This window comes from Kitasatospora sp. MAP12-44, assembly GCF_029892095.1.
In the GTDB taxonomy this organism is placed as follows: domain Bacteria; phylum Actinomycetota; class Actinomycetes; order Streptomycetales; family Streptomycetaceae; genus Kitasatospora.
Genome location: NZ_JARZAE010000004.1, coordinates 7,260,843 through 7,280,676 on the forward strand (window position 1 = coordinate 7,260,843; position 19,834 = coordinate 7,280,676).

The window sequence follows — 19,834 nt, forward strand, 5'->3', positions numbered from 1 at the left end:
CAGCGACCCGCCCCGGCGCCGGATCAGCGCAGGTCGAACTGGGTGCGCAGCAGTCCCGTGTCGAGCCGCAGAGTACGGCCGTCCGGAAGGGTCTCCAGGACCTGGACACTGTCGTAGTTGAGCAGTTGCCTCAGCACGGCGGCGAAACCGTCCGCGCGGACGGCAAGCAGACCGATCCGCTGGGCCAGAGCGGTCACGGGCAGGGTGCCGCCTGCGTCCAGCAGCGCCCGCAGGGCCTTCTCGACCTTGACCAGGTCAGGCTTGCGGGCGAGCAGCTCCACCTGATCTTTGAAGATCTGGGAGCCCAGCAGATTCTCGACCATGGCGTCCTGGGGAGAGATCAGGGCGGGTGTCAGGAGCGTGTCTTCGCCGCCCGCCGAGGGCTCAAGGGCGACCTCGAAGAGGACGTCGTGGCCCGGCGCCGCGGGCTTGGCGGGCCGAGTCGTCTTGGCAGGCTTCTTCGGGGGGGCCGCTGGGACCGGCCGAGGCTGGGAGGTGCCCGGAGTGAGAGCCCACCAGGAGGGCTCGGGGTTGCCGAGCTCACGCCAGCCCTTGGGCGGGGTGGCCCCGAAGGGGAGGAGGGCGAGCAGGGGGATGGCGACCTCGGCGAGCGAAGCGCCGCCGTGATAGCCCGCCTTGAGGGCGGTGTAGCGGGAGTCGGCGTCCCAGAGCGCAACGATCTCGCCACCTGTCTGCGGTGAGACCACCCGCGGCCCGGCAAGGGCGATCTCGGTTTCACCGAGCGCCCCGCCGGGTGCGCGGTGCCGGGCCGAGGCCGCACCGTCGCGCTCCACCTTGATCCCGCGGCGGTCGACCACGTGTCCGTGGTCACTGGTGAGGATGACTGCACGTCCCTGGGCGGCGGCAAAACGCAACAGGTCCTGCAGCCCTCCTATGTGCGACAGCCGCCACGAACCGTCGCCGAGCTTCTGCTCCTTGGCGAGCCGGTCGTCGACCGTGTTGAGCACCACTGCGACGTGCGTGTCGCCGGCCAACGCCTCGGAGAGGGCGGAGCCGAAGATCGCGCCGCTGGTCTCGCTGCGCAGGTCGTCCTTGTGGAAGACGGCCACCTTCTCGCTACCCCAGAACCGGTGGGTGGGGAGGATCCGCGACTCGTCCGCCTGCGTGCCCGTCATCAGTCGCGCGGCGAAGAGCGAGGTCCGGGAGACGGCGGTCACGGTCGGCAGAGCGGCGGCGACGGCCCGGCGCTTGGGAGCACCTGACAGGTCGGCAGCAGCTGCGCTTCCGGCGGCCCGGGGCGTCGGATCGTACTCAGCCCAGTGCTCGCGCAGTTCCGCGCCCAGTTCAGTGGCTATGGCGGCGCTCATCCCGTCGATGACCACGAGCAGCACCCGGCGCTCGCCGGCCTTCACCACCGGGCCGACGACCCTCGGCAGGAAGGTCTCGACGGTGAGCATGCTGCCCGGGTCCGTCCCCGCCGTTGTCCAGGTGGCCAGGGTCATGGCGAAGTGGCGGTCGATCTCCCGCCGCCGGGTGCGGACCGAGGAACAGAGCTGGTCGTAGGCGGACTTCAGCACGTCATCACTGTCGCCCCCGGCCTCGATGTGCTCGAGCGCCAGGTCGACCCAGCCGGTCTCGGCGACATGGCGGCTGATGCCGGCCGCCACCGTCGGGATCTCCACCGAAGGGTCGGTGGCCAGCCACTGGGCGAGCCGCTGGGCCATCCGGGCCCGCTCCACCCGGGGCCTGGCCGCGTCTCCCGAGGCCAGGTGGTGATCGCCCGCCGCAAGCACCGCCTGCGCGAGGCGCGGCAGATCACTCGTCCCGAGGGCTCGGCCGACCGCGGTGAAGCGGGCCTCGAGTCCGGCTGCCAGGACCGGGCTGGCCTCGGCGGCCGCTCGGGCGCCGAACTGCTCGACCAGCGCGTCCGCCCGGTCCAGGACGGCGCCGGTCAGCCGCCGGGCGGCGGCGGCCTCGTCGTCGAAGCCTGAACGGCCCGTCAGCAGGAGGACGGAGACGAACTCCTCGCAGCTGCGTCCGAAGGCGGTTGCCAGTGCGTCGAGTGCCTCGCCGTGGGCGGGCGGTTCCTCACCGAACCACCGCTCGGCGCGTCCGCGCGCCCGGTAGTCCTCAGCACTCGCCGATGTCGCGTCCGCGTGCACCCACAGGGCCGCGCAGAGCAGACCGAACGCGACCGCGTCCGGGCCGTGGTCGGCGCCGACCAGGGCCAGCAGGGCCCGCCCGGTGAGACCGGCCTGGTCCTCCTCACCCAGGAACTCTGCCAGCCCTGCCCGTTCAGGCGCGCGCAGGGCGAGGAAGCGGTCCGGCCCACCGGGCGTCAGCGACCAGCGCAGGAGAGCGGGGACATCCAAGCCGGTGTCGGGTGTGGCCTGGTCCATCCGGTCCGGATCGAAACGGCCGATCCCGAGCCGCCGCAGCGTGAGGGAGCTCAGGGCACCTGGGCGGGCCAGCACTCCACCGCCGAGCTGCGGCCAGCCGGCCGGCGGGGTCGCGTCGAGCAGGGATTCCGCGGCCCAGTTGTCCTTGAGCAGACGGTTGTCGGCGCTGGCTGCGCCGAAGGCCTGCCGGACCACGTCCCAGGTGTCGACGGCGTTGACCCGCTGCCGGTACACCTGGGCCAGCAGGTCGGGGCCCAGCTCCGACTCCTCCCGGTCTGTCAGTACGACCAGGACCTCCGGGCCCGACGCGCCGGCGGCCAGGTGTGCCAGCACCAGCTCGTACACCGCGAGCGGGGACGGTGCCGCCGCCACCTTGGCCCGCCGTTGTTCGCCCCAGCCGAGTTCAGCGGCGCCGTCCCATTCGGCGGCGGCACGCAACAGGACGGCCTTGCGCCGGCCGGCGGCGAGCCCCGACTGCGAGGCCAGGTACTGGGTGACGGTGCCGGTGTTCAGCCGGACCGCGCTGGTGGTGACCGGGGTGCTCATTCCACCACCCGCCAGGTGATCTCGACGGTGGCGTCGGGCTCCCGCGCGGCCAGTTCGTCCAGCTCGGCGCGGAGTTCGGCGATGGCGTGAGCCGCGGTGGTGCGGCCGCCGCCCGAGCGGCGCCCGCGGTTGCGGGTGGTCGGCTCGACGGGCTCGGTGGGCACCCTGGGGTCACTGGTGGGGGTGGTCAGGTCGGTGTCGTCAGCGCGGGGAGCGGGCGCAGGCGGGGGAACGGGGGCGACGGGTGCAGGCGGGGGAGTGGCGGCGGCCCGGCTGCGTTCGATGACATCGACGATGTCGCGTCGCGCGTCCTTCAGTGCCTTGGGCAGGTCCTTGGTTTTCTGCTCTGCCCGGGCGGCACTGCGCAGTTCGTCCAGGACGGCCTGGCCGGCCGGACCGTAGTTGGGCGCGAGCTTGAGCATGTCCCAGGCGGCCCCGGCCAGCGCTGAGGCGACGGCCTCCGCCTGCTTGATGGACGCTGCGTACCCCTCGGGCGACACAGTGCCGAGGTCGAAGGCGGCGAGGACGCCGATGACCTGCTTGGCCGAGCCAGATCCGGCCGCCGGGCCCTTGTCGGCGGCGACGAGTGCGTCGAGCAGATCGAGGGAGCGCCTGGCGATGGTGAGCCGGTCGGTGCCGTCCGTGTCATCGAGGCCCAGGAGGTCGGCGCGCTTGTCGAGCTGCTCGACGAGGCTGGTGGCGTGCGGTTGATAGGTGCGGGCAGCAGCCAGGAGTTCGGCGGCGAAGTGGCTGACGATCCGGCTGCGGCGCAGGGTCTTCGGCTTGGCACCGAAGATGTGCTGGTAGCGGCGACCGGCCTCCTCCCAGGAAGCCTCGTCGGGCAGTGGCTGGGTGCGCAGGGCATCACCCGGCTTGATCGCGGCCGGCTCGGGTGCGGGATCGAGCAGGCCGCCGCCGCGCACCCAGACCCGGTCGTCCAGCTCGGCGAAGGAGGCGATGACCAGGTTGGCGAGGAACGGATCCAGGCCCATCGGTTCGGGCCGGTCCAGCCAGTCGGTGAGGCGCACGACGGTCAGGTCGCCGGTGACCCCCTCGGTGCGGGCCTCGCGGCGGAAGTGTTCGGCCCACCGGGTGGAGAGCTCGAAGTACGCCTCCTTCTGCTGGCCGAGGCCGAGTTCACCAGCGATCCGCTTCATCAGCGGGCGGTCCTTGGCGATGATCTCGACCCGCCGGTCGCTGGCCTCACCGGCGGCCCGGATGTGGGCGAAGACGGTCCTGGCATCGGCCGGCTTGACGGCGGTACCCGGGGCGTCCCGGTCGAAGAAGGGGTGGGCCGGGTACTGGTGGGCGAGCAGTCGGCCGGCCACGTGCCGAATTGCGTCGTGCAGGGACTGCCCGATGCCCGGCCGCAGGTCCGGGACGTCCGGCAGCGGCTCGAAGTGGTCGTCGAAGCCGAGCTCCACGTCGGAGCTCTTCTTCTCGGCCAGCCCGTACGCCTGCTTGAGGGCGGCCTTCACCGTCTTGGTCAGCGACTCGTGCTGGCCCTTCAGCAGGTCCCTGGCCCGGGCCCGGTTGTCCGCGTTCAGGTGCCCCGCGTACTGGGTGTCGAAACGGCGCTGGTCGCTGAGTGCGTAGTCGATGGTGACCAGGCGGCGGAAGTCCTGGAAGCGCGCGGTCGACAGGTGGGTGGGGATCCAGGCGACCGTCCTGGCGGGTTGCTCGCCGGATCGGGCGCGCAGGTCACGCACCCGGTTGGCGTCCTCGACCGGACCGAACTCGGTCTCGTTGAAGGGGAGGTCGATGACAAAGCGCCAGCTGTTCTCGAAGCTGGGGGTGAACTCGTGGTCGGGCATGGAGTCCGTGTTGGCGATGTTGCCGAAGACGACCTCCACCGAGCGGTGGGAACCGCGCCAGAGGAACTTCAGCTCGTCGGCGTCGAGCCGGCCGTCGTGCGTCTCGACGCCCAGCTCCTCGGCCAGCAGCCGACGGGCCAACACGCGCCGGTTGCCCGGGTTGTCGTTGACGTTGGCGTTGGCGATGACGGAGTCCACGTCCACGCCGGCGAGTTCGAGCCGCACACCCGCGTTGGCCTGGGTACCGGTCTCCTTGATCTCGGCGAACCGGGCGGCCCAAGCGGCGACCTTGTTCCTGATGACGCCGATCTCGGCACCCGGGATCGGGGAGACGACCGAGCCGTGGTTGAGAGCGCCCAGGCGGCGGATCGTCAGATCGCGCAGGGCGGGCACGCTCGGCGCCAGCGCGGACAGCAACAGGGTGCACATCAATCGGTTGTCACCGATGAAGTTACGGCAGCGCTGGGCGAGTTGCGGGTCGGTGATGGTCTCCGGCTGGGTCCGGTAGCGCTCGATGTCCTCCTCGGTGATCTCGCTCTCGCCGAGCAGGTAGGGACGCAGCTTGGTGCGGTAGAGCTTGTCGGCTGCCTGGAACTCGACCTTCAGGCTGTCGACGAACGGCTTGTCACCGCCATCCGCGATCACCGGGTAGAGGTCGCCGAGCGGGATCAACTGCTCCAGCCGGGCATCGTCGCGGTGGTCGGCGAGCAGCTGGCCCATCAGCTTCAGACCGGTGCGCGAGCGCTGCAGGGCGGAGGAGATGTGGACGAGGGTGTCCATGAAGGCGGGGGAGAAGGGGTAGGTGAGGCGGAAGGACGCCTCGTCCGCCCCGGTGGTGGTGCCCTCCTCCGAGCCGAGCAGGACATCCCAGACCTGCGGTCCCACCCGCTTGGCCTTGGCGAACGCCGCGTTCAGCTTCTCGGCGGCCTCGTCGTCAATCGGCTTGAGCAGGCGAGTATGGGCGATCTGCGGGAGGTTGCGGTCCTCCAGGGTGATCTTGTCGAACCGGCCGGAGGCCAGGTTGAGGCTGTCCTGGATCGCGGTCTCGCCCGCACCCGACACCTCCTCGCCGACCAGCTCGCGCAGGTCGCGCTGGCGGGCGATGAACGACACCACCGGGACGGCCCGGCGGGAGTCGGCGCCCTCCACGAAGTTGGTGATCTTGTCGGCCTCGCGGGAGACAAACTTCTGGTCGTGGATGCGGTTGGCGAGCCACAGGATCAGCTCGTCCATGAAGAGGATCAGGCCGTCGTAGCCGAGCGACTTGGCGTGCGCCGCGATGACGGAGAGGCCGGCGTCGAGGGAGATGAAGCCGAACTCGTCCTCCTTCGCGTTCTGCGCGAAGCCGGGGAACCAGTTGGCGATGGCCTCCTGGACGAGCTTGGCCCGCAGCTCGGCGGGGGTGGACGGGTTCACGAGGTCCATTTTTTTCTCGGACTCGTCCGAGATGTCCTGCTGCTCCGCCGAGAGCGCGGAGTCGAGCAGAGCAGGTGCCCAGGCGAAGCCCTCGCCCCACTCGTTGGTCACGTCGGCGCCGGCCCCGTCGCCGTTGTCGCCGGCGAGGCCTGCGATGAACTGCTCGTCGCCGATCTTGCTGCGCAGGCGCCGGATGTCCTCGAAGAGCGCGTCGGTGCGGTACACCTGCGGGATCGGTGCGTCCGGGTGCAGCGCCTTGACGTGCGAGACGTAGCCGCCGAGGACGCGCTGCTCCAGGGACTTGGCGCCGAGCATGTGGTACGGCACCAGGAGGAACTTCTTGCGCTCGACGCCCAGCCAGGCGTGCTTGGCGAGCGTCTTGTCGAACTCACCGCGCTGCAGCGCCGCCGGGTTGCCACGGAGCAGGGTGTGCAGGACGGCCATGAAGTGCGACTTACCGGAACCGAAGGAGCCGTGCAGGTAGGCAGCCTTGGAGGTGTGCCCGTCGAGGGCCGCCTTGATCAGGCCGAGGGCCTCGTCGAAGTTCTCCAGCAGGCGGTCGGTGAGGACGTAGTCCTTGAGTGCGGCTGCGGCGCCCTCGTCGGTGACCGCCTCGGCGAGCTTCAGGACGTAGTCGGAGGTGGAGATGGACGGCTTGATGTCGATGACATCGCGGAGGAGGGGAGGCTGGGCCGGCGTCGGGGCCATGGTCTGCTTTCGTCCGTTCCGTCGTTTCCGTCTACATCGTCCTGCGATGGCCCAAGGCGGGGATCGGTCGCCGGGCCGCGTCGATGGCGCGGCGGCGAGGGCGCCCTGCTGGTCGTTCGCAGCCGCACGGGGCCGGTGATGACGTGGCGGGAGTCCTCGGCGGTCGTGCCGGGCGACGATCAGCCATGGTATGTCGGTGGCACCACGCGGTGCCACCAGGTCGCACGGAGTGACGGGGGCGGTGTGCGGGATGCCTGGGGCTGCTGCACCTTCTCGGCGTGGTGTTGATGCGGGCGAGGTTGTGCGTTCGAGTCACGTCCAGCGGACCGATATGTCCTGCCATGAGGAGACGCCGTAGTCGGAGGAGACTGTGGTGCGCGTCTGGGGCTGCTCCGCGTTCGGCGCGAGCGTGTAGGTCCAGTGCCAGGTGCCGCAGGACTCCCAGGGCAGACCCGGCTTGAGCTGGTTGTACCAGTAGCAGGTGGCCGTGACGTAGTAGGTGTGGGTCCTGCTGTCGGAGTTCATGACCATCGGGAAGCAGCTCTGGGTGTCGGTCTCGTCCGGAATGCAGTTCATACCCTGGTACGCCTGCTGACCGTCGTATCCCGGCGATGCCGGATTCTGCGTGTCGGTGGGTGGCGCTGTGACGTAGCCGGGTGGGGGTGTCGGGCTGGCCGTGGCCGTGGTGGTAGTCGGGGACGGTGCAGAGGCTGGGGGCGTTGGTGGGGCTGCGGCGCCGAGTGCTTGGTTGGTGAGGAGGGGAGCGGGCGGGGTGGTGGCGGGTGCCGGGGGCGTCGTCGTTGCTGTGGCTGCGGGTGGGGGAGCCGAGTCGGCGTGGCTGGCTGTCCCGTTCGTGACCGCCGCGATCACGGAGAAGGCCAGGCCGCAGACCGGGAGTGACCAGAGGAAGCCCTGGAGAACGCGGTCCGGACGGCGGGAGCGAGTGCCGCCCGGGTGCGGCTGAGCGGGGGGAAGGGCGATGGACAAGTGCTGCAGTGCGGCGGCGGCGTGCTCAACACTGCGCGCCAGGTCGAAGCCGTCCACGTCGTGGCCGGCCGCGAAGGCGGCCTCAGCAACCGTCAGCTTGCCGAGGACTTCGTCGACAGCCGCACGTGCGAACTGCACGTTCAGGCCGAGCCGTTCGGCTTGGCGGATCAGCTGATATCCCTGCTCTGCGGTCATTCGGCAGCGGTCGAGCAGGTCCTGAGCAGCCGGTCCAGTCAGGGAGTCGGTGTCCTGGTCGCGTTGTTCGCGATGGAGCGGGGGCGGCATCGAGGTCGGACCGGCCGAGGCGGCCCGCCCAGGGGTCTGAGTTTCGCGAGGGATGGTCAGCGTCAGGTCGAGTAGCGGAGGAGGTATGTCCCAGTGCGAGCGCTGGAGCGGTACCGTCAGCGCCTGCCGATCGGTGACTCTGGTGAAGGCGACGGTCGGGAACACCAATGTGCCCTGCGGTCCGAAGAGGGCGGCGGTCTGCTCACAGAGGTGCCCGGCGGACGGTCGTGCGGCGGGGTCCTTGGCGAGGGCGGCCTCGACGAACCGCCGCAGCCGCGGCGGCACGGCGACCAGGTCGGGCTTGGCGCTGACGATCCGGTACTCGATGCCGGTAGGTGCACCGAACGGATGCCGACCGCCGGCGGCATAGGCGACGAGCAACCCCCAGGCGAAGACGTCGCAGGCCGGGGTGGTGGTGCCCTGGGTGAACTGCTCGGGGGCCATCCAGGCCGGCGTGCCGGTGTTCAGCGAGGTGGTGGTGACGGCCGTCGCGTCGAGGTGGTGCGCGATGCCGAAGTCCACCACACGCGGGCCGTCGGCTGCGAGGATCACGTTGTCCGGCTTGAGATCCCGGTGCGCCACATCGGCCGCGTGAATGCAGGACAGCGCGTCGGCGACCGCGGCAGCGAAGGTGGTGAGGTTCTCCGCTTGGAGTGGGCCGTGGTCGGTGACGTACGTGCGCAGCGTGTTGCCTGCGACGTACGGCATGGCCAGCCACGGGGTCTCTGCCTGGGTGTCGGCGTCGAGCAGCGGAACCAGGTAGGGGCCGCGCACCTTCTGCAACACAGTGACCTCGCGAGCGAACCGGGCTCGCCAGGCGCGATCCTGAGCGTGGTCGGCGTGCAACACCTTGACTGCCATGGGGTCGCCGGTCGCCGGGTGGTAGGCGAAGTAGACGGTCCCCATGCCGCCGGCGCCGATCTGGTGCAGCGGCAGGTACGGGCCGATCGGGGAGGCGGGGGAGAGGTCGCGCGGGGTGGACATCTCGCTGCTTCTGCTGGAGGGGGGTGGCTTGCCGGCCTTGGGAGGTTTGGAAGTTGAGGCTAGCGATGCTACTGGCGTTCGGTGAGGTGCGGAGGCCGGTTGAGGAAGCTGGCGTTGGGTGCTGAGGCGCGGCATTGGGGTGGGCGTCGGAGGGGAGGGAGGTGGCTCGGTCGGCCCTGGACGGGTGACGTCAACCCGGCCCGGAGCGGCTGCACTTCCTTCCTCGGGATGTCAGCTGGTCGTGGTGGGGAGGGGTGGCGTGCGGGGCGGTGCGAGGCGCACACGCAGCAGGTGCTGCTCGGGGGAGTCGCGGAGGGAGAAGGAGAGCGTGAGCTTGCCGTCGCACTCCAGGGTCCGAGAGACGTGCTCGACGGCGTCGGGGCGGGTGAGGTAGTAGCCGAACCAGTCGTGCTGGAGATCGCTGAGCGGCAGCGTCCGCATCGACTGCCAGAGCGCGGCGAGAGCCTCGGGCAGGCGGGGGAAGGTGGCGGGGGGCATGATACCGGTCAACTCCACGATGACCGGGCCGGGTTCGGTTTCGGGTGTGGGCGTGGGTGGATTGGTGGTCACGAGCAGACATCCGCATCCTCGGGCATCGGGCCGACGACGGCCCAGACGCGTTTGCCGACACCATTGCGCGGTCCGCAACCCCACTCGCGGGCGAGCTGTTCGACCATCAGGAGGCCACGGCCTGACTCCTGACCGACCGTCATCGGCCGGAGGAGAGGCTTGGCGCAGCCGGCGTCCTCGACGGCGATGTAGAGCCGGTCCTGGTCGACTTCGAACCCGGCCCAGATCCGCTGGCCGGGCGCGGTGCCGTGCTGCCAGGCGTTGGTGACCAGCTCGCTGACGAGCAGTTCACCGACATCGGTGAAGCGGGCGCCGCCCTCGACTCTGGCCAGCAACTCGCGCAGCTTGCGACGCGCAAGCCCGGGGGAGCGCCGGCTGTTGGGGAGCCAGCAGTGGGCGGTGGTGGGGGTGAGGGTAGGGGGTTCGTTGTGCGTTTCGGGCATGGCGAGGCTGCCTCCCTGCATGGCTGGATGGTCCGCTGCGCGTGGGGGATGGTCCATTGCGTAAGCGGCTGCATACTCACGGTGACAGCTTCCGAGGTCTGGTGCAAGTAGGTCCAGGGAATTAATTCCCAAGGGTTAAATGATCTCCTTGCATGGTCCGCGTGCACACAGGCAGACTGGTGTGACTTCCAAGGAGGCTCGGCGTGGCCGTTCGGCAAGAATCATCTGGGCGCAAGTCCACGGTCCTCGGGCGCAAGCTGGGTGGCATGTTGCTGGAGCTTCGGGACGCCAAGGGGCTGACGCAGCCTCAGGCAGCTGCGGCGTTGACGGCTACTCAGACGAAGATCGTCAAGATAGAGCGCGGGTTCTCGCCCGTTCGAGATCCGGACATTCATGCACTCTGCGATCTCTACGAGGTTGGGCGCACAGACCCGCTACGTAGCCGTCTCCTGGGACTTGCGCAAGCCGATCGTGAGCGTCGACGGGCTTCGGGGTGGTGGCGGGAGTACACCGAGTTGGGCGACCTGGTCGAGTACATCCAGCTTGAAGACGGCGCAGCGTCGATCCGGACCTACCAGAACCAGCTGGTCCCAGGGCTTCTGCAAACGCCGCAGTACGCCCGTGCAATCGCTGTGGCTGACGACGCCTGGCAGGATCCGGATGAGATCGAGCAGTTCGTTCAGGCGAGGCTTGCTCGACAAGCGCGACTGACGGACAGCAGGCCATTGGAGCTGTGGGCCGTACTGTCGGAAGCGGTGCTTCGCCAGCAGGTTGGTGGCCGAGACGGCATGCTGGAGCAGCTTGAGCACATTTTCGAGGCCACAGCTATGTCGAACGTCAAGATTCAGGTGCTGCCGTTCGCCGTGGGGGCTCACGCGTCGATGAACGGCACCTTCGTGATCGTTGGCTTTGAGGAGCCAGCCTCGCTGGATGTGGTGTACCTGGAGACCGCCAGCTCAACTCTCTGGTTGGAGCGCGACCAAGACGCAAGCCGGCATCGTGGCATGTTCGATGGCGTGCGACGATCCGCACTGTCCCCTGAGGACTCCCGCGCACTGGTAAGCAATTTGATCAAGGAGTATCGGTGAGCAATCGCAGAATGTTCGACTTCTACAAGAGCAGCTATAGCGGTTCGCAGGGGGAGTGCGTCGAGGTGGCGATCAACGTGCCGGCGCACGCGGCGGTGCGTGACTCCAAGAACCCCACGGGCCCCGCGCTGGTCTTCTCGAGTGGGGCGTGGTCGGCCTTCGTTGCTGGGATCAAGCTTGGGGGCTTCTCCGCCGACTGCTGATCGGCTTTGACTCATGCAACGGCCTCCGCGCGGATGCCCGGGCGGAGGCCGTTGCGCCACATGTGACTTGGTGTCAGCTCTTGGCGGCGCGACCGCGTCGGGCGGGCGAAGGGCGCCAGGCCCGCAAGTCGTCGTCGGTGAGGCCGTGCTCGTCCTGGATCTGCGCGCGATACCCGGCGAAGAAGTCGGCGGGGGAACTGCCGTACATCGCATCGAACTCACCGTGCCACTGGCTCAGCCAGGGCTGGAGCTCCAGCAGGCCCGCGAGGAACGGAGTCAGTTCCTCGGTGGTGAAGTCGTTGTTGGTGAAGTACGTGGTGAGCGCCTGCGCCTGCTCGCGGTGATCCCAGCCGGCCCAGCCGAAGACGTCGGGGGTGCCGGAGGTGGTCGTCGAGTAGGAGATGAACCGCTCCTTGGGCACGTCGAGCTTGCCCCGGGCCTTCCAGTAGGAGGGCTTGAGGAAGTCGGCCGAGGCGTACTTCGGGGGGACGGGGATCGAGTCCCTGATCTTTCGCTTGGCCAGCTCGTCGGGGGCTGCATCTTCTTGACGCTGGAGGTCCCAGACGTGTTCCCAGTCGGCGCGCTTATTGAGGCCGGCGGGCTTGTAACGGAGAGCAGGGAGGAAGGGCACGTGCTCGTCGGCGAGAAGGTCGGCAACGACTGTGGCGAGTTCCTTGCGCGGTGCGTAGATCTCTGAGACAGAGACAAAGTCTTGGTCGCGTGAGAGTGTATCGGTGAGCTGTGCCCGAGTGAGGAGGACGGGTTGTTCATCCTGAAACCAATGTTCGCGATCCTCGACTCGGTTCAGTAGCCATGAGCGCAGCGCCTGCTGCTGGAGGAAGTCCCAGCCGCCGGTTTCCCAGCGGCGCTTGTATTCCGGGCGCTCGACCATACCGATGGCTCGTGAGTTTTCGATGATCTCAATGCGGCGTCGAACAACTTTTTTGTAGCTGTCAGACCAATGACCGGGAAGACTAGTGGAAGGATTCGAGTTGTGGCGCCGAAACCATGTGCTAGATGCTTCGCCTCGATCAATCCGGCGTGCAAGTGAGATCTCAAAGGATCGTTCGCCGAAAGCAATTTCGGGAACGTCAGAAAGGGGTGCGCGAAGATCCTCATGATGAAGGCCGTACAGATGGTAGATCTGCCAATCGAGCTCTTCCTGGAGTGCGATCATCCGTGCGCGGGTTTTTTCCCATACTTGCTTGGCTTTGCGTAGAGTGGCGGCACTTGGGGTTGGCGAATGGGTGGTAGTCAGCGCGGATGGGCTGAAATTGTTAAGGTCCTGAGTCAAGCTATCAAGGGTGGTGGCCAGAGATGTTGGATAGCTTGTGGGGAGTGGAAATTTTTCCACATTTGCGCCGTTATACTGATAGCGATCCTCCCATGCTTCATCCTGAAATCCTCGGCCGAGACCGCTCCCACCCTTGTTGTGGCAGCTCATTTTCAGCCAGAAGCATGCAGTTGAACTGTTCAGAATTGCCAGAATATTGAAGTAATCTTCGGGCGTAGCCGATGATTTCAGCTTGATGATAGGTGCTGTGCGATTGAAGAGCTGGCCGCCGCGACTCAAGACGAAGTGATTGTGGGAGGCGATCTCCCCGTAAGCGATGGCCCACCTATGAGCCCCCTCGTCCTTAGGAAACTGGTGCCACTCCCACCAGAATCGGCCATCCGCAGCATAGGAATCCCCACTGGCGGCGGAACGCGACCAAAGGAGGGATCTCATGGGCCAGAAATGGCGGATGAATCCAGAATTGAGCTGGTTTGCCTTAAGGAGGTTTCGCCGTTCGTCGTATGGTGTCGCCATTAGGTCGCGGCCCAGGAATTCCCAGTCGCGCGTCTGATCTCCTCTGTGGCTTTCTCGAGCATGAAGATCTGATGTGCTGGCCGTTGTGGACCTGTTCGAGGGGAGCGTAAAGGCTTCATCGGCATGCGTGTCGCCATCGAACCCGATGCGCAAAATTCCGTAATTCTTCAAGCGTGTCGTGCTGGCCGACTCAATCGTATCCTGGACCTCCGGGGCTCCGCCCCCTGTCAAGGTCCATGGGTGAGTTGAGAATCGATCGCGTGGAAAGTCCTGGGAGCTTACCCACCTCGTTTCGCTGCTCGGGCTGTCAATTTGATTGAGGATCGCTTGCCATACCCACCCTTGCGCGGGGTTGGGTGGGGTTGTCGGCTCGCTCTGAATTCCGAGAATTGTGCGTACGGTGGCGCTGCGATCGTTTCCACTGCGGGGTCGCCCAATGAGGATTACCGTCGGTGTGCCGTGGCCGGGAATGTACGCGCCGGAAGCGTCAATGATGTCTGTCAACTCAACATGAAGGGCAAAGTAGTCTTCGATTAGCTGCTTGCCAAACTTGCGCTTCATGAAGGAATTGGCTGTAATTTGTCCTACGTAGCCGTATTCCCCTTTGCCGCGGCTGTCGGTACGTGCAAGCTCGAAGAATCGTTCTGCGAAAGGTACGGAGAGTCCGTACAATCCATAGCAAGATCCATATAGATCCCGATACAATTCGCTGAGGCTCTTGTCTTGGACTTGGATATACGGAGGATTCCCCACCACCACGTGGTAGCGCCCCTCCTCCAGGATCCCGGGATACGCATGCACGTCCTCCGTGGCGTACGCGAACTCCGCCAGCTCGTCGCCCGAGTCCTCGCCCAGCAGCGTGAGTTCGAGCTGCCGCGCCTTGATCAGCGAGTCGCCCACCGCCAGGTGGATCGGCCAGTCGTACTTGCCCGCGTCCGCCAGCGTCCGCACCTGCGCCGCTGCCATCGCTGCCACCAGCAGCCGGAACCGCGCGATCGCGACCGCGAACGGGTTGATGTCCACCCCGTGCACCGAGTCCAGCGCCGCCCGCACCCGCTCCCAGCGGTCCCGCCCGGGCTGACCGTCCCCCCACAGCTTCACCAGCCGGCGGAACGCGCCCAGCACGAAGTGGCCCGACCCGCAGGTGGGGTCGATCATCTTCAGGCCCTCGTAGCCGAACTCCCGCACCGCCGGGTCCATCGCGCGGTCGAGGATGAACTCCTCTACGAACTCCGGTGTCTGCAAGAGCGCGTACGTCTTCCGCGCCGCCTCCGACAGGTCCTGGTACAGGTCACCCAGGAAGCGAGTGTCCCAGCCCTCGGTCCCGTCCTCGTTCAGCTTGTCCGTGAAGTCGTGAACCAGGACACCCGCCTCGTCCCGATAGCGCCAGAACTCGACCAGCGCCCGCGCACCGTCGTGCGACAGCGGGATCTGGAACAGCGGGTTGTGTCGCCGGTCGAACAGCAGCTTCCCGGCCTGCCCGGCACCCAGCTCCGCGAACGCCCGCTCCAGCCAACCGCGATACGTGGGATCGGCGTCCTCGTCGACATACGCCGCGTACCGCTCCAGCGCGAGGTCCCGCCGCTCATCGGACGCACCCGTCAGGTACGGCTCGGGGATCAGCTCGTTGTCCTCGCAGAACCGCACGAAGACCGTGCCCAGGACCCACGCCACCGCGACCTGCGTGATGCGCTCGTCGAGCCAGGAGTTCCACGTCGCGGCCGTGCGCCCCAGCTTCCGTGCCTGGTCGTACTCGCCGCGCAGCTTGACGCGCACCTCCTCCACGGCCTTGGCCTGGCCGCCGAGGTCGATCTCGACCGCCTTGACCTGCTTGATCAGATCCGTCAACAGGGCCTTGCGGTCGATCACTTGGTTGCCTTTCCAGTTGCGCCGGCTCGGTGGGCGTTGTTGACCCACGAGTCCGGAAGTTCGATCCACTCTCCGAGCCCTGACTGGTACGGCACGGCCGTCGCCCCCAGTCGGGGGTCGCGCGCCGGGTCGCTCTGCGGGCAGAGCAACCAGAGGCCGCGGCCACCGTCGCGTGAGCGCCCGGCCAGCCGGTCGAGCACGCCCATCGCGTCGTACCGGGCGAACACCCCACCGTCGACCAGCAACACCGGTCGCCCCGGCCCGCCCGTCGCGATCAGCTTGCCGATCCTCGGTTCGACCGCGCCCCACGCCGTCCGCACGTACTCGGCGAAGCGCATCGCCGCCGGGGTGCCGGGCTCGGCTGCATCGGCGCGCAGGATGGTCTCCCAGGTGGGCTTGGGGCGGGGGTCGACCAGTTCGTGCAGCGCGGCGATGAGCAGTTCGGCCACCGACACCGCCTCGGCCCCGAACCTGCTGCCCCCCGTATCACTGCCGGCACCGCTCGCGGTCAGCTCGCGGGCCGCCTCCCGGGCGAGGCCGGTACGGACGGTCAGCGCCCGGAAACCGTCGCGCCGCGCCGACGAGAGCAGCCGCTCCTCCGCCTGCATGGCGCCGGCCAGCAGCGGGTCGTCGTCGTAGCGGGTGATGTGCGTGATCCGAGTGGTGCGCCGGCCGGCTCCCGAGGTCAGATAGCTGGAGCCGCCGTCGACCCGGCGCGGCAGGTAGCGCATGATCCGGGTGCCCTCGCGCAGCGCGAAGATCAGGTCGAAGCCGGCGTCCCGCAGTGCCTTCGTCAACGGACCACCGGTGGGCAGCGAGTGCCCGCCGCGCCCGTCCAGCAGTTCGGGGAACCGGGCGCTCACGCGCTCGTGCACGTCGTCCGCGGTCAGGCCAGGCTGCTGGGCCTCCGGAATGCCCGGCGTGATCCGGACCAGCCCGGCCTGGGTGAGCCGCAGCGCTCGGACCAGCGACAGGTCGCGCGGGTAGATCTCCAGTCGTGGCGTGGCGGCCGCGTTGCGGGAGGCCGCTGCGGCGAGCACCACGGTCCGCCGTTCGTCCCACTCCACCACGCCGTTCGGCGGGGTGACGGCACCGAGTTCGGCCAGCACGGTCGCCGCCGTCGGCAGGGTGTCGAGCTTCGCCAGCCGGTCGGCGACCCGGCCGAGCCGCTGAGCGTAGTCCAGCAGGCCGGGAGCTGATGGCGTGTCAGGCGAGTCGTCCTCGCCGAACTCCAGAGCCAGCAGTCCGGCGCCCATGCCTTCGTCCGCCGCGTCGCGGTTGGCGACGTGCCGGAACTGGGCTGCCGCAGGCTCGAGTTGCTCGACCTCCAGGACGGCCCGCACCGCGGCGAGGGCCAAGGCCCGGCGGTGCCCGCGCTCCTGGAGCCGGGTGCCGCGCCGGACGGCGAGCGCGTCCGCGATCTCGGCCGCCGAGGCGACCCGGCCCAACGTGTGCAGCAGCTCAAGGATCTCGCCGCGCAGCACCTGAACCGCCGCGTGCTTGCTCCAGCGGGTGCGCTGCGTCTTCAGGATCTGCGGAATGCGTCCGGCGGGGAGGCCGAGAATGTTCGCGACGTCCTTCTGCTTGGGCCAGACACCGATCTCCGGCAGGACACCGCTCTCGTCGGGCAGGCGCAGCAGAAGCCGGACAGTGTCGAAGTCGTTCTGGTTGGAGCCATCCTTCTTAAGTGCTGGCACGAAGATGGTCGCCAACGTGTCCAAGCTGACGGAACGTAGCCTTCGGGTGGACAGCCCAGCTGCCGTGTCGCCCGTCGTCGTCAGTGCATCGACGACGGCCTTCTCGACCACTGACAGCTCGTCCAGCTCTTCCTTCGCAGCCTTGCGGCCCTCTGGGGTGAGCGGGCCTGCCGGCTGCTCGGCGAGGAGTCGGCGCCACTCCTTGATCCGGCGGAGCACCTCGCCGCGCGTTTTGGGGCCGAGCCCCTTGGCGTTGACCAGTCGGCGCTGGCTCAGGTCCAACAGCTCGCCGACGGTGTTGACGCCCAGGCCGAAGACGAAGGACTCGGCAGCCGGGCTCAGGCCGGCGGCGGAGATGACGGTCTGCCGGTTGGCCTCCGCAGCCTTTCGGTCGCGGTCCCGGTCGGCGTTCTCGGGCTCCGCATCCGCGATCCCGGGCGTGGCATCGTCCGTCGCAGCGTCCGCAGGCGTCTGCTCGGCAGGGGCCGCGCTGTCAGTGGCGGGATGCCGACTGCGCCCCGAACTCGGCTTCGCTGTGTCCAGCTGAAGGAAGATCTTCTTCCAGGCGTCCTGCATGGGCTTGAGATCGGTGAACCGCTGGGCGGCATCCCGGTGGAGGGCCTTGCGGAAAAAGGTGGTGAGGCCCTCCCGCACCGCAGAGTCGAACGCCTCGACGGCGATCGTCGGGTAGGGCTCCTTCTCCGCGTCGGTCTGGCGTGCGGAGACCCGGCCGCCGCCCCAGACCGGGAGCTCGCCCGAGGCCATCTCGTGCAGGGTCGCGGCAACGGCGTACCGCTCGGCGTGCGCGTCGTACACCGAGCGGGTGAGCGTTCCGATGAACGGGTCGAGGTAGCCGTCGGTGCCGGCGCTGGTGTCCTGCACGCGGTAGCCGGCCAGCGAGAAGTCGATCAGCACCAGCTGGCGGGTCCGGTTGGGACGGACCCGGATCGCGATGTTGTCCGGCTTGATGTCCCGGTGCCAGACGCCCTCGCCCTCGAGGAAGTCCACGGCGCCGAAGAGGTAGTCGCCGTAGAGCTCCAGCTGGTCGACCAGCAGACGCCCGTTCTCTCGCAGTTGGCGGGCGACGGTCTCCTCGCGTCGCCGGGTCCGGGTCTCCGATGTCGTGCCCTCGTCCTCGCGTTCGTCACCGACGTACTCGAGGACGAGCACGGTCCGGCCGGCGATGGACAGCGGTTCCGGCTCGACCAGCCGGATGATCCGGGAGTCGGCGCGCAGCCGTCCCATGATCTCGGCCTCATGGGCCAGTACCTCGCCGCGGCTGTCGCTCAGTGCGACCTTGAGCACGCACAGCGCCTTGGAACGTGGGGCTTGCGCGTCGGCGGCCAGATCGCGGACCAGGAAGGCTCGGCTGGTGGAGCCGGTACCCAATCGTCGCCGCACCTCCCAGCGGCCGGCGAGCACGTCACCCGCAACCGCCTCGAGCGGATCTTTCTCCGTCCGCTCGGCCGGACCGGAGGCAACCGTGCTCTCCGTCGTCGGTGCCGTCAGGGTCTCCTCGACGAACTCCAGCATCTCCAGGAACTCGTCGACCGAGGCGAGGCGCTGCTCGGGCTTGTAGGCGGTCGCGGCCTGGACCAGCTCGTCGATGTCCTCCGAGAGCCCGTCGACCACCGCGCTGGGCCGCAGTCCCTCGCCGGCCTCCAGGCGGGCGACCAGCTCGGCCTGGCTGGCGGCCGGCGGCTGGAGGGTTGCGAGCAGGTAGGTGAGCACCCCGAGTCCGTAGACGTCGAGCATGATCGGGTCGGGGCTGAGCGCGGTGAGCTCGGGGGCGAGGTAGGGGTCGGCTGCCTCGGCCAGATGCGCGCCCGCCTGGGAGAGCGCGGTCGGTGCCAGTCGGGCGGCGCCCTCCGAGGTGTCGCCCGAGGAGCGCTGGACGGCGACCTGCCAATCGGAGATCTGCAGGTGCGGGTTGAGCCAGCCTGAGTCCTCGCCGTCGGTGGCCGCCGCGCGGCCGCGCCCGCGCGGAATGACGTGGATGGCCCGGGCAGCGAGAGTGCGGTGGAAGATGCGGTTGCTGTGCCCGGAGCGCATCGTCTCGGCGAGCTGGCGCACCAGCGACATCCTGGTGAGGATGTCCAGCTTGGCGCCGTACTGGACCAGGTACTCGTCCAGACGCAGGGTGCGCGGGTCGTAGTCGAAGATCAGCGCGGGGCCCGCCGAGTGCCCGGACGAGTCGTACTGGCGCAGCTGCACCACGCCGGGGTGCTTGAACCGGCGCAGTACCGCGGCCTCGCGCAGGGCGGCACGCTCCACCGAGGCCCGCAGGCCGGCGTCGGAGCCGCGCTCGCGCAGGTAGATACGGACTCGGGCCGCCTCCGGGAGCTCGCTGTGTCGGGCCAGGTAGTCGGCCCAGGTCGGGCCGGAGTCGAAGGCCTTGCGGTTCAGCAGATACGGGCCGACCTTGTACTCCGCATCGCTGCGCGCGATCCCGATCCGTTCCAGGGCTGCCTTGATCTCACGGGACGCGACGGCGTCCACACGCCGCCGCTCCTCGCGGGGCGGCTGCTGGAGCATCGTGACCAACTCGTCGACGGTGTAGACGCCGTGCTGGTCGGAGGGGGCGAGTCGTTGCCGCAGCGAGGCGTCGGTGAAGCACACCGCTTCCGAGACCCAGACCCGTCGGCCGTTCTGGCTGAGCAGCCCGGCCAGCTCCTTCGCCTTCTTGTTCGCGAGATGGAGCGGATTGCCGTGGGAGACCTGGCGGCCGTTGGGTTGGGTCTGCAGCCAGGTTCCGTTGCGGGACTCGACCGAGCCGTGCCAGTCCTTCAGCTCGATCAGATACACCCCGCCGGGCGCCACGACCAGCAGGTCGACCTCGCGGACGTGCCCGGTGTTGGCCGTGAAGGTGAAGTTCGACCACGCGCGCCACGGATCGGCGTTGGGCAGACGCTCCCGGACAGCCTCCAAGCCGCGGCGTTCGTGCGGGAACTCCGAGTCGGTGACCGTCACCCACCGGCCGTCCAGCATGCGCCATCACCGTTTCTTCGTTGCCTCGTGGTTTCGCCGCCGGTCAGCAGCCCGATCACCCGAACG

9 protein-coding genes are annotated in these 19,834 nt (G+C 68.5%); 2 read left to right on the forward strand and 7 right to left on the reverse strand.

Annotated elements, in window-relative coordinates:
* Window positions 1-23 precede the first annotated feature (23 nt).
* From pglZ to P3T34_RS33185, 5 genes are all read right to left on the reverse strand, one after another.
* Complete coding sequence (pglZ, locus tag P3T34_RS33165; protein ID WP_280669739.1) at window positions 24-2,906, reverse strand: BREX-2 system phosphatase PglZ; 2,883 nt, start codon at window positions 2,904-2,906, stop codon at window positions 24-26.
* Window positions 2,903-6,844 carry a phage resistance protein gene (locus P3T34_RS33170; RefSeq protein ID WP_280669740.1) on the reverse strand — a complete coding sequence of 1,314 codons (3,942 nt, stop codon included), beginning with the start codon at window positions 6,842-6,844 and terminating at the stop codon, window positions 2,903-2,905. Before P3T34_RS33170 ends, pglZ begins: the two co-directional genes overlap by 4 nt.
* A gap of 312 nt (window positions 6,845-7,156) precedes the next feature.
* Window positions 7,157-9,100 (reverse strand): serine/threonine-protein kinase, encoded by a 1,944-nt coding sequence (locus P3T34_RS33175; RefSeq protein ID WP_280669741.1) that lies wholly within the window; start codon window positions 9,098-9,100, stop codon window positions 7,157-7,159.
* 231 nt (window positions 9,101-9,331) lie between these two features.
* Window positions 9,332-9,670: a hypothetical protein gene (locus P3T34_RS33180; protein WP_280669742.1), complete on the reverse strand. Its 339-nt coding sequence runs from the start codon at window positions 9,668-9,670 to the stop codon at window positions 9,332-9,334.
* Window positions 9,667-10,113 (reverse strand): ATP-binding protein, encoded by a 447-nt coding sequence (locus tag P3T34_RS33185; RefSeq protein ID WP_280669743.1) that lies wholly within the window; start codon window positions 10,111-10,113, stop codon window positions 9,667-9,669. Before P3T34_RS33185 ends, P3T34_RS33180 begins: the two co-directional genes overlap by 4 nt.
* Window positions 10,114-10,316: 203 nt before the next feature.
* Between P3T34_RS33185 and P3T34_RS33190 the strand changes: the two genes are divergently transcribed.
* Complete coding sequence (locus P3T34_RS33190; protein WP_348534718.1) at window positions 10,317-11,201, forward strand: DUF5753 domain-containing protein; 885 nt, start codon at window positions 10,317-10,319, stop codon at window positions 11,199-11,201.
* On the forward strand, window positions 11,198-11,404 hold the full coding sequence (locus P3T34_RS33195; RefSeq protein WP_280669744.1) for a DUF397 domain-containing protein: 207 nt from the start codon (window positions 11,198-11,200) through the stop codon (window positions 11,402-11,404). Before P3T34_RS33190 ends, P3T34_RS33195 begins: the two co-directional genes overlap by 4 nt.
* A gap of 73 nt (window positions 11,405-11,477) precedes the next feature.
* Here P3T34_RS33195 and pglX read toward each other — a convergent pair whose 3' ends face one another.
* Entirely contained in the window at window positions 11,478-15,083 is a 3,606-nt protein-coding gene (gene pglX, locus P3T34_RS33200) for a BREX-2 system adenine-specific DNA-methyltransferase PglX (protein ID WP_280669745.1), read from the reverse strand.
* On the reverse strand, window positions 15,080-19,768 hold the full coding sequence (gene pglW / locus P3T34_RS33205; protein ID WP_280669746.1) for a BREX system serine/threonine kinase PglW: 4,689 nt from the start codon (window positions 19,766-19,768) through the stop codon (window positions 15,080-15,082). Before pglW ends, pglX begins: the two co-directional genes overlap by 4 nt.
* Between the last annotated feature and the right edge of the window lie 66 nt (window positions 19,769-19,834).

Excerpts from the sequence above, each read along its gene's own strand:
- pglZ (WP_280669739.1), bottom strand. The coding sequence starts at position 2,906 with ATGAGCACCCCGGTCACCACCAGCGCGGTCCGGCTGAACACCGGCACC.
- P3T34_RS33170 (WP_280669740.1), bottom strand. The coding sequence starts at position 6,844 with ATGGCCCCGACGCCGGCCCAGCCTCCCCTCCTCCGCGATGTCATCGAC.
- P3T34_RS33185 (WP_280669743.1), bottom strand. The coding sequence starts at position 10,113 with ATGCCCGAAACGCACAACGAACCCCCTACCCTCACCCCCACCACCGCC.
- pglW (WP_280669746.1), bottom strand. The coding sequence starts at position 19,768 with ATGCTGGACGGCCGGTGGGTGACGGTCACCGACTCGGAGTTCCCGCAC.
- P3T34_RS33175 (WP_280669741.1), bottom strand. The coding sequence starts at position 9,100 with ATGTCCACCCCGCGCGACCTCTCCCCCGCCTCCCCGATCGGCCCGTAC.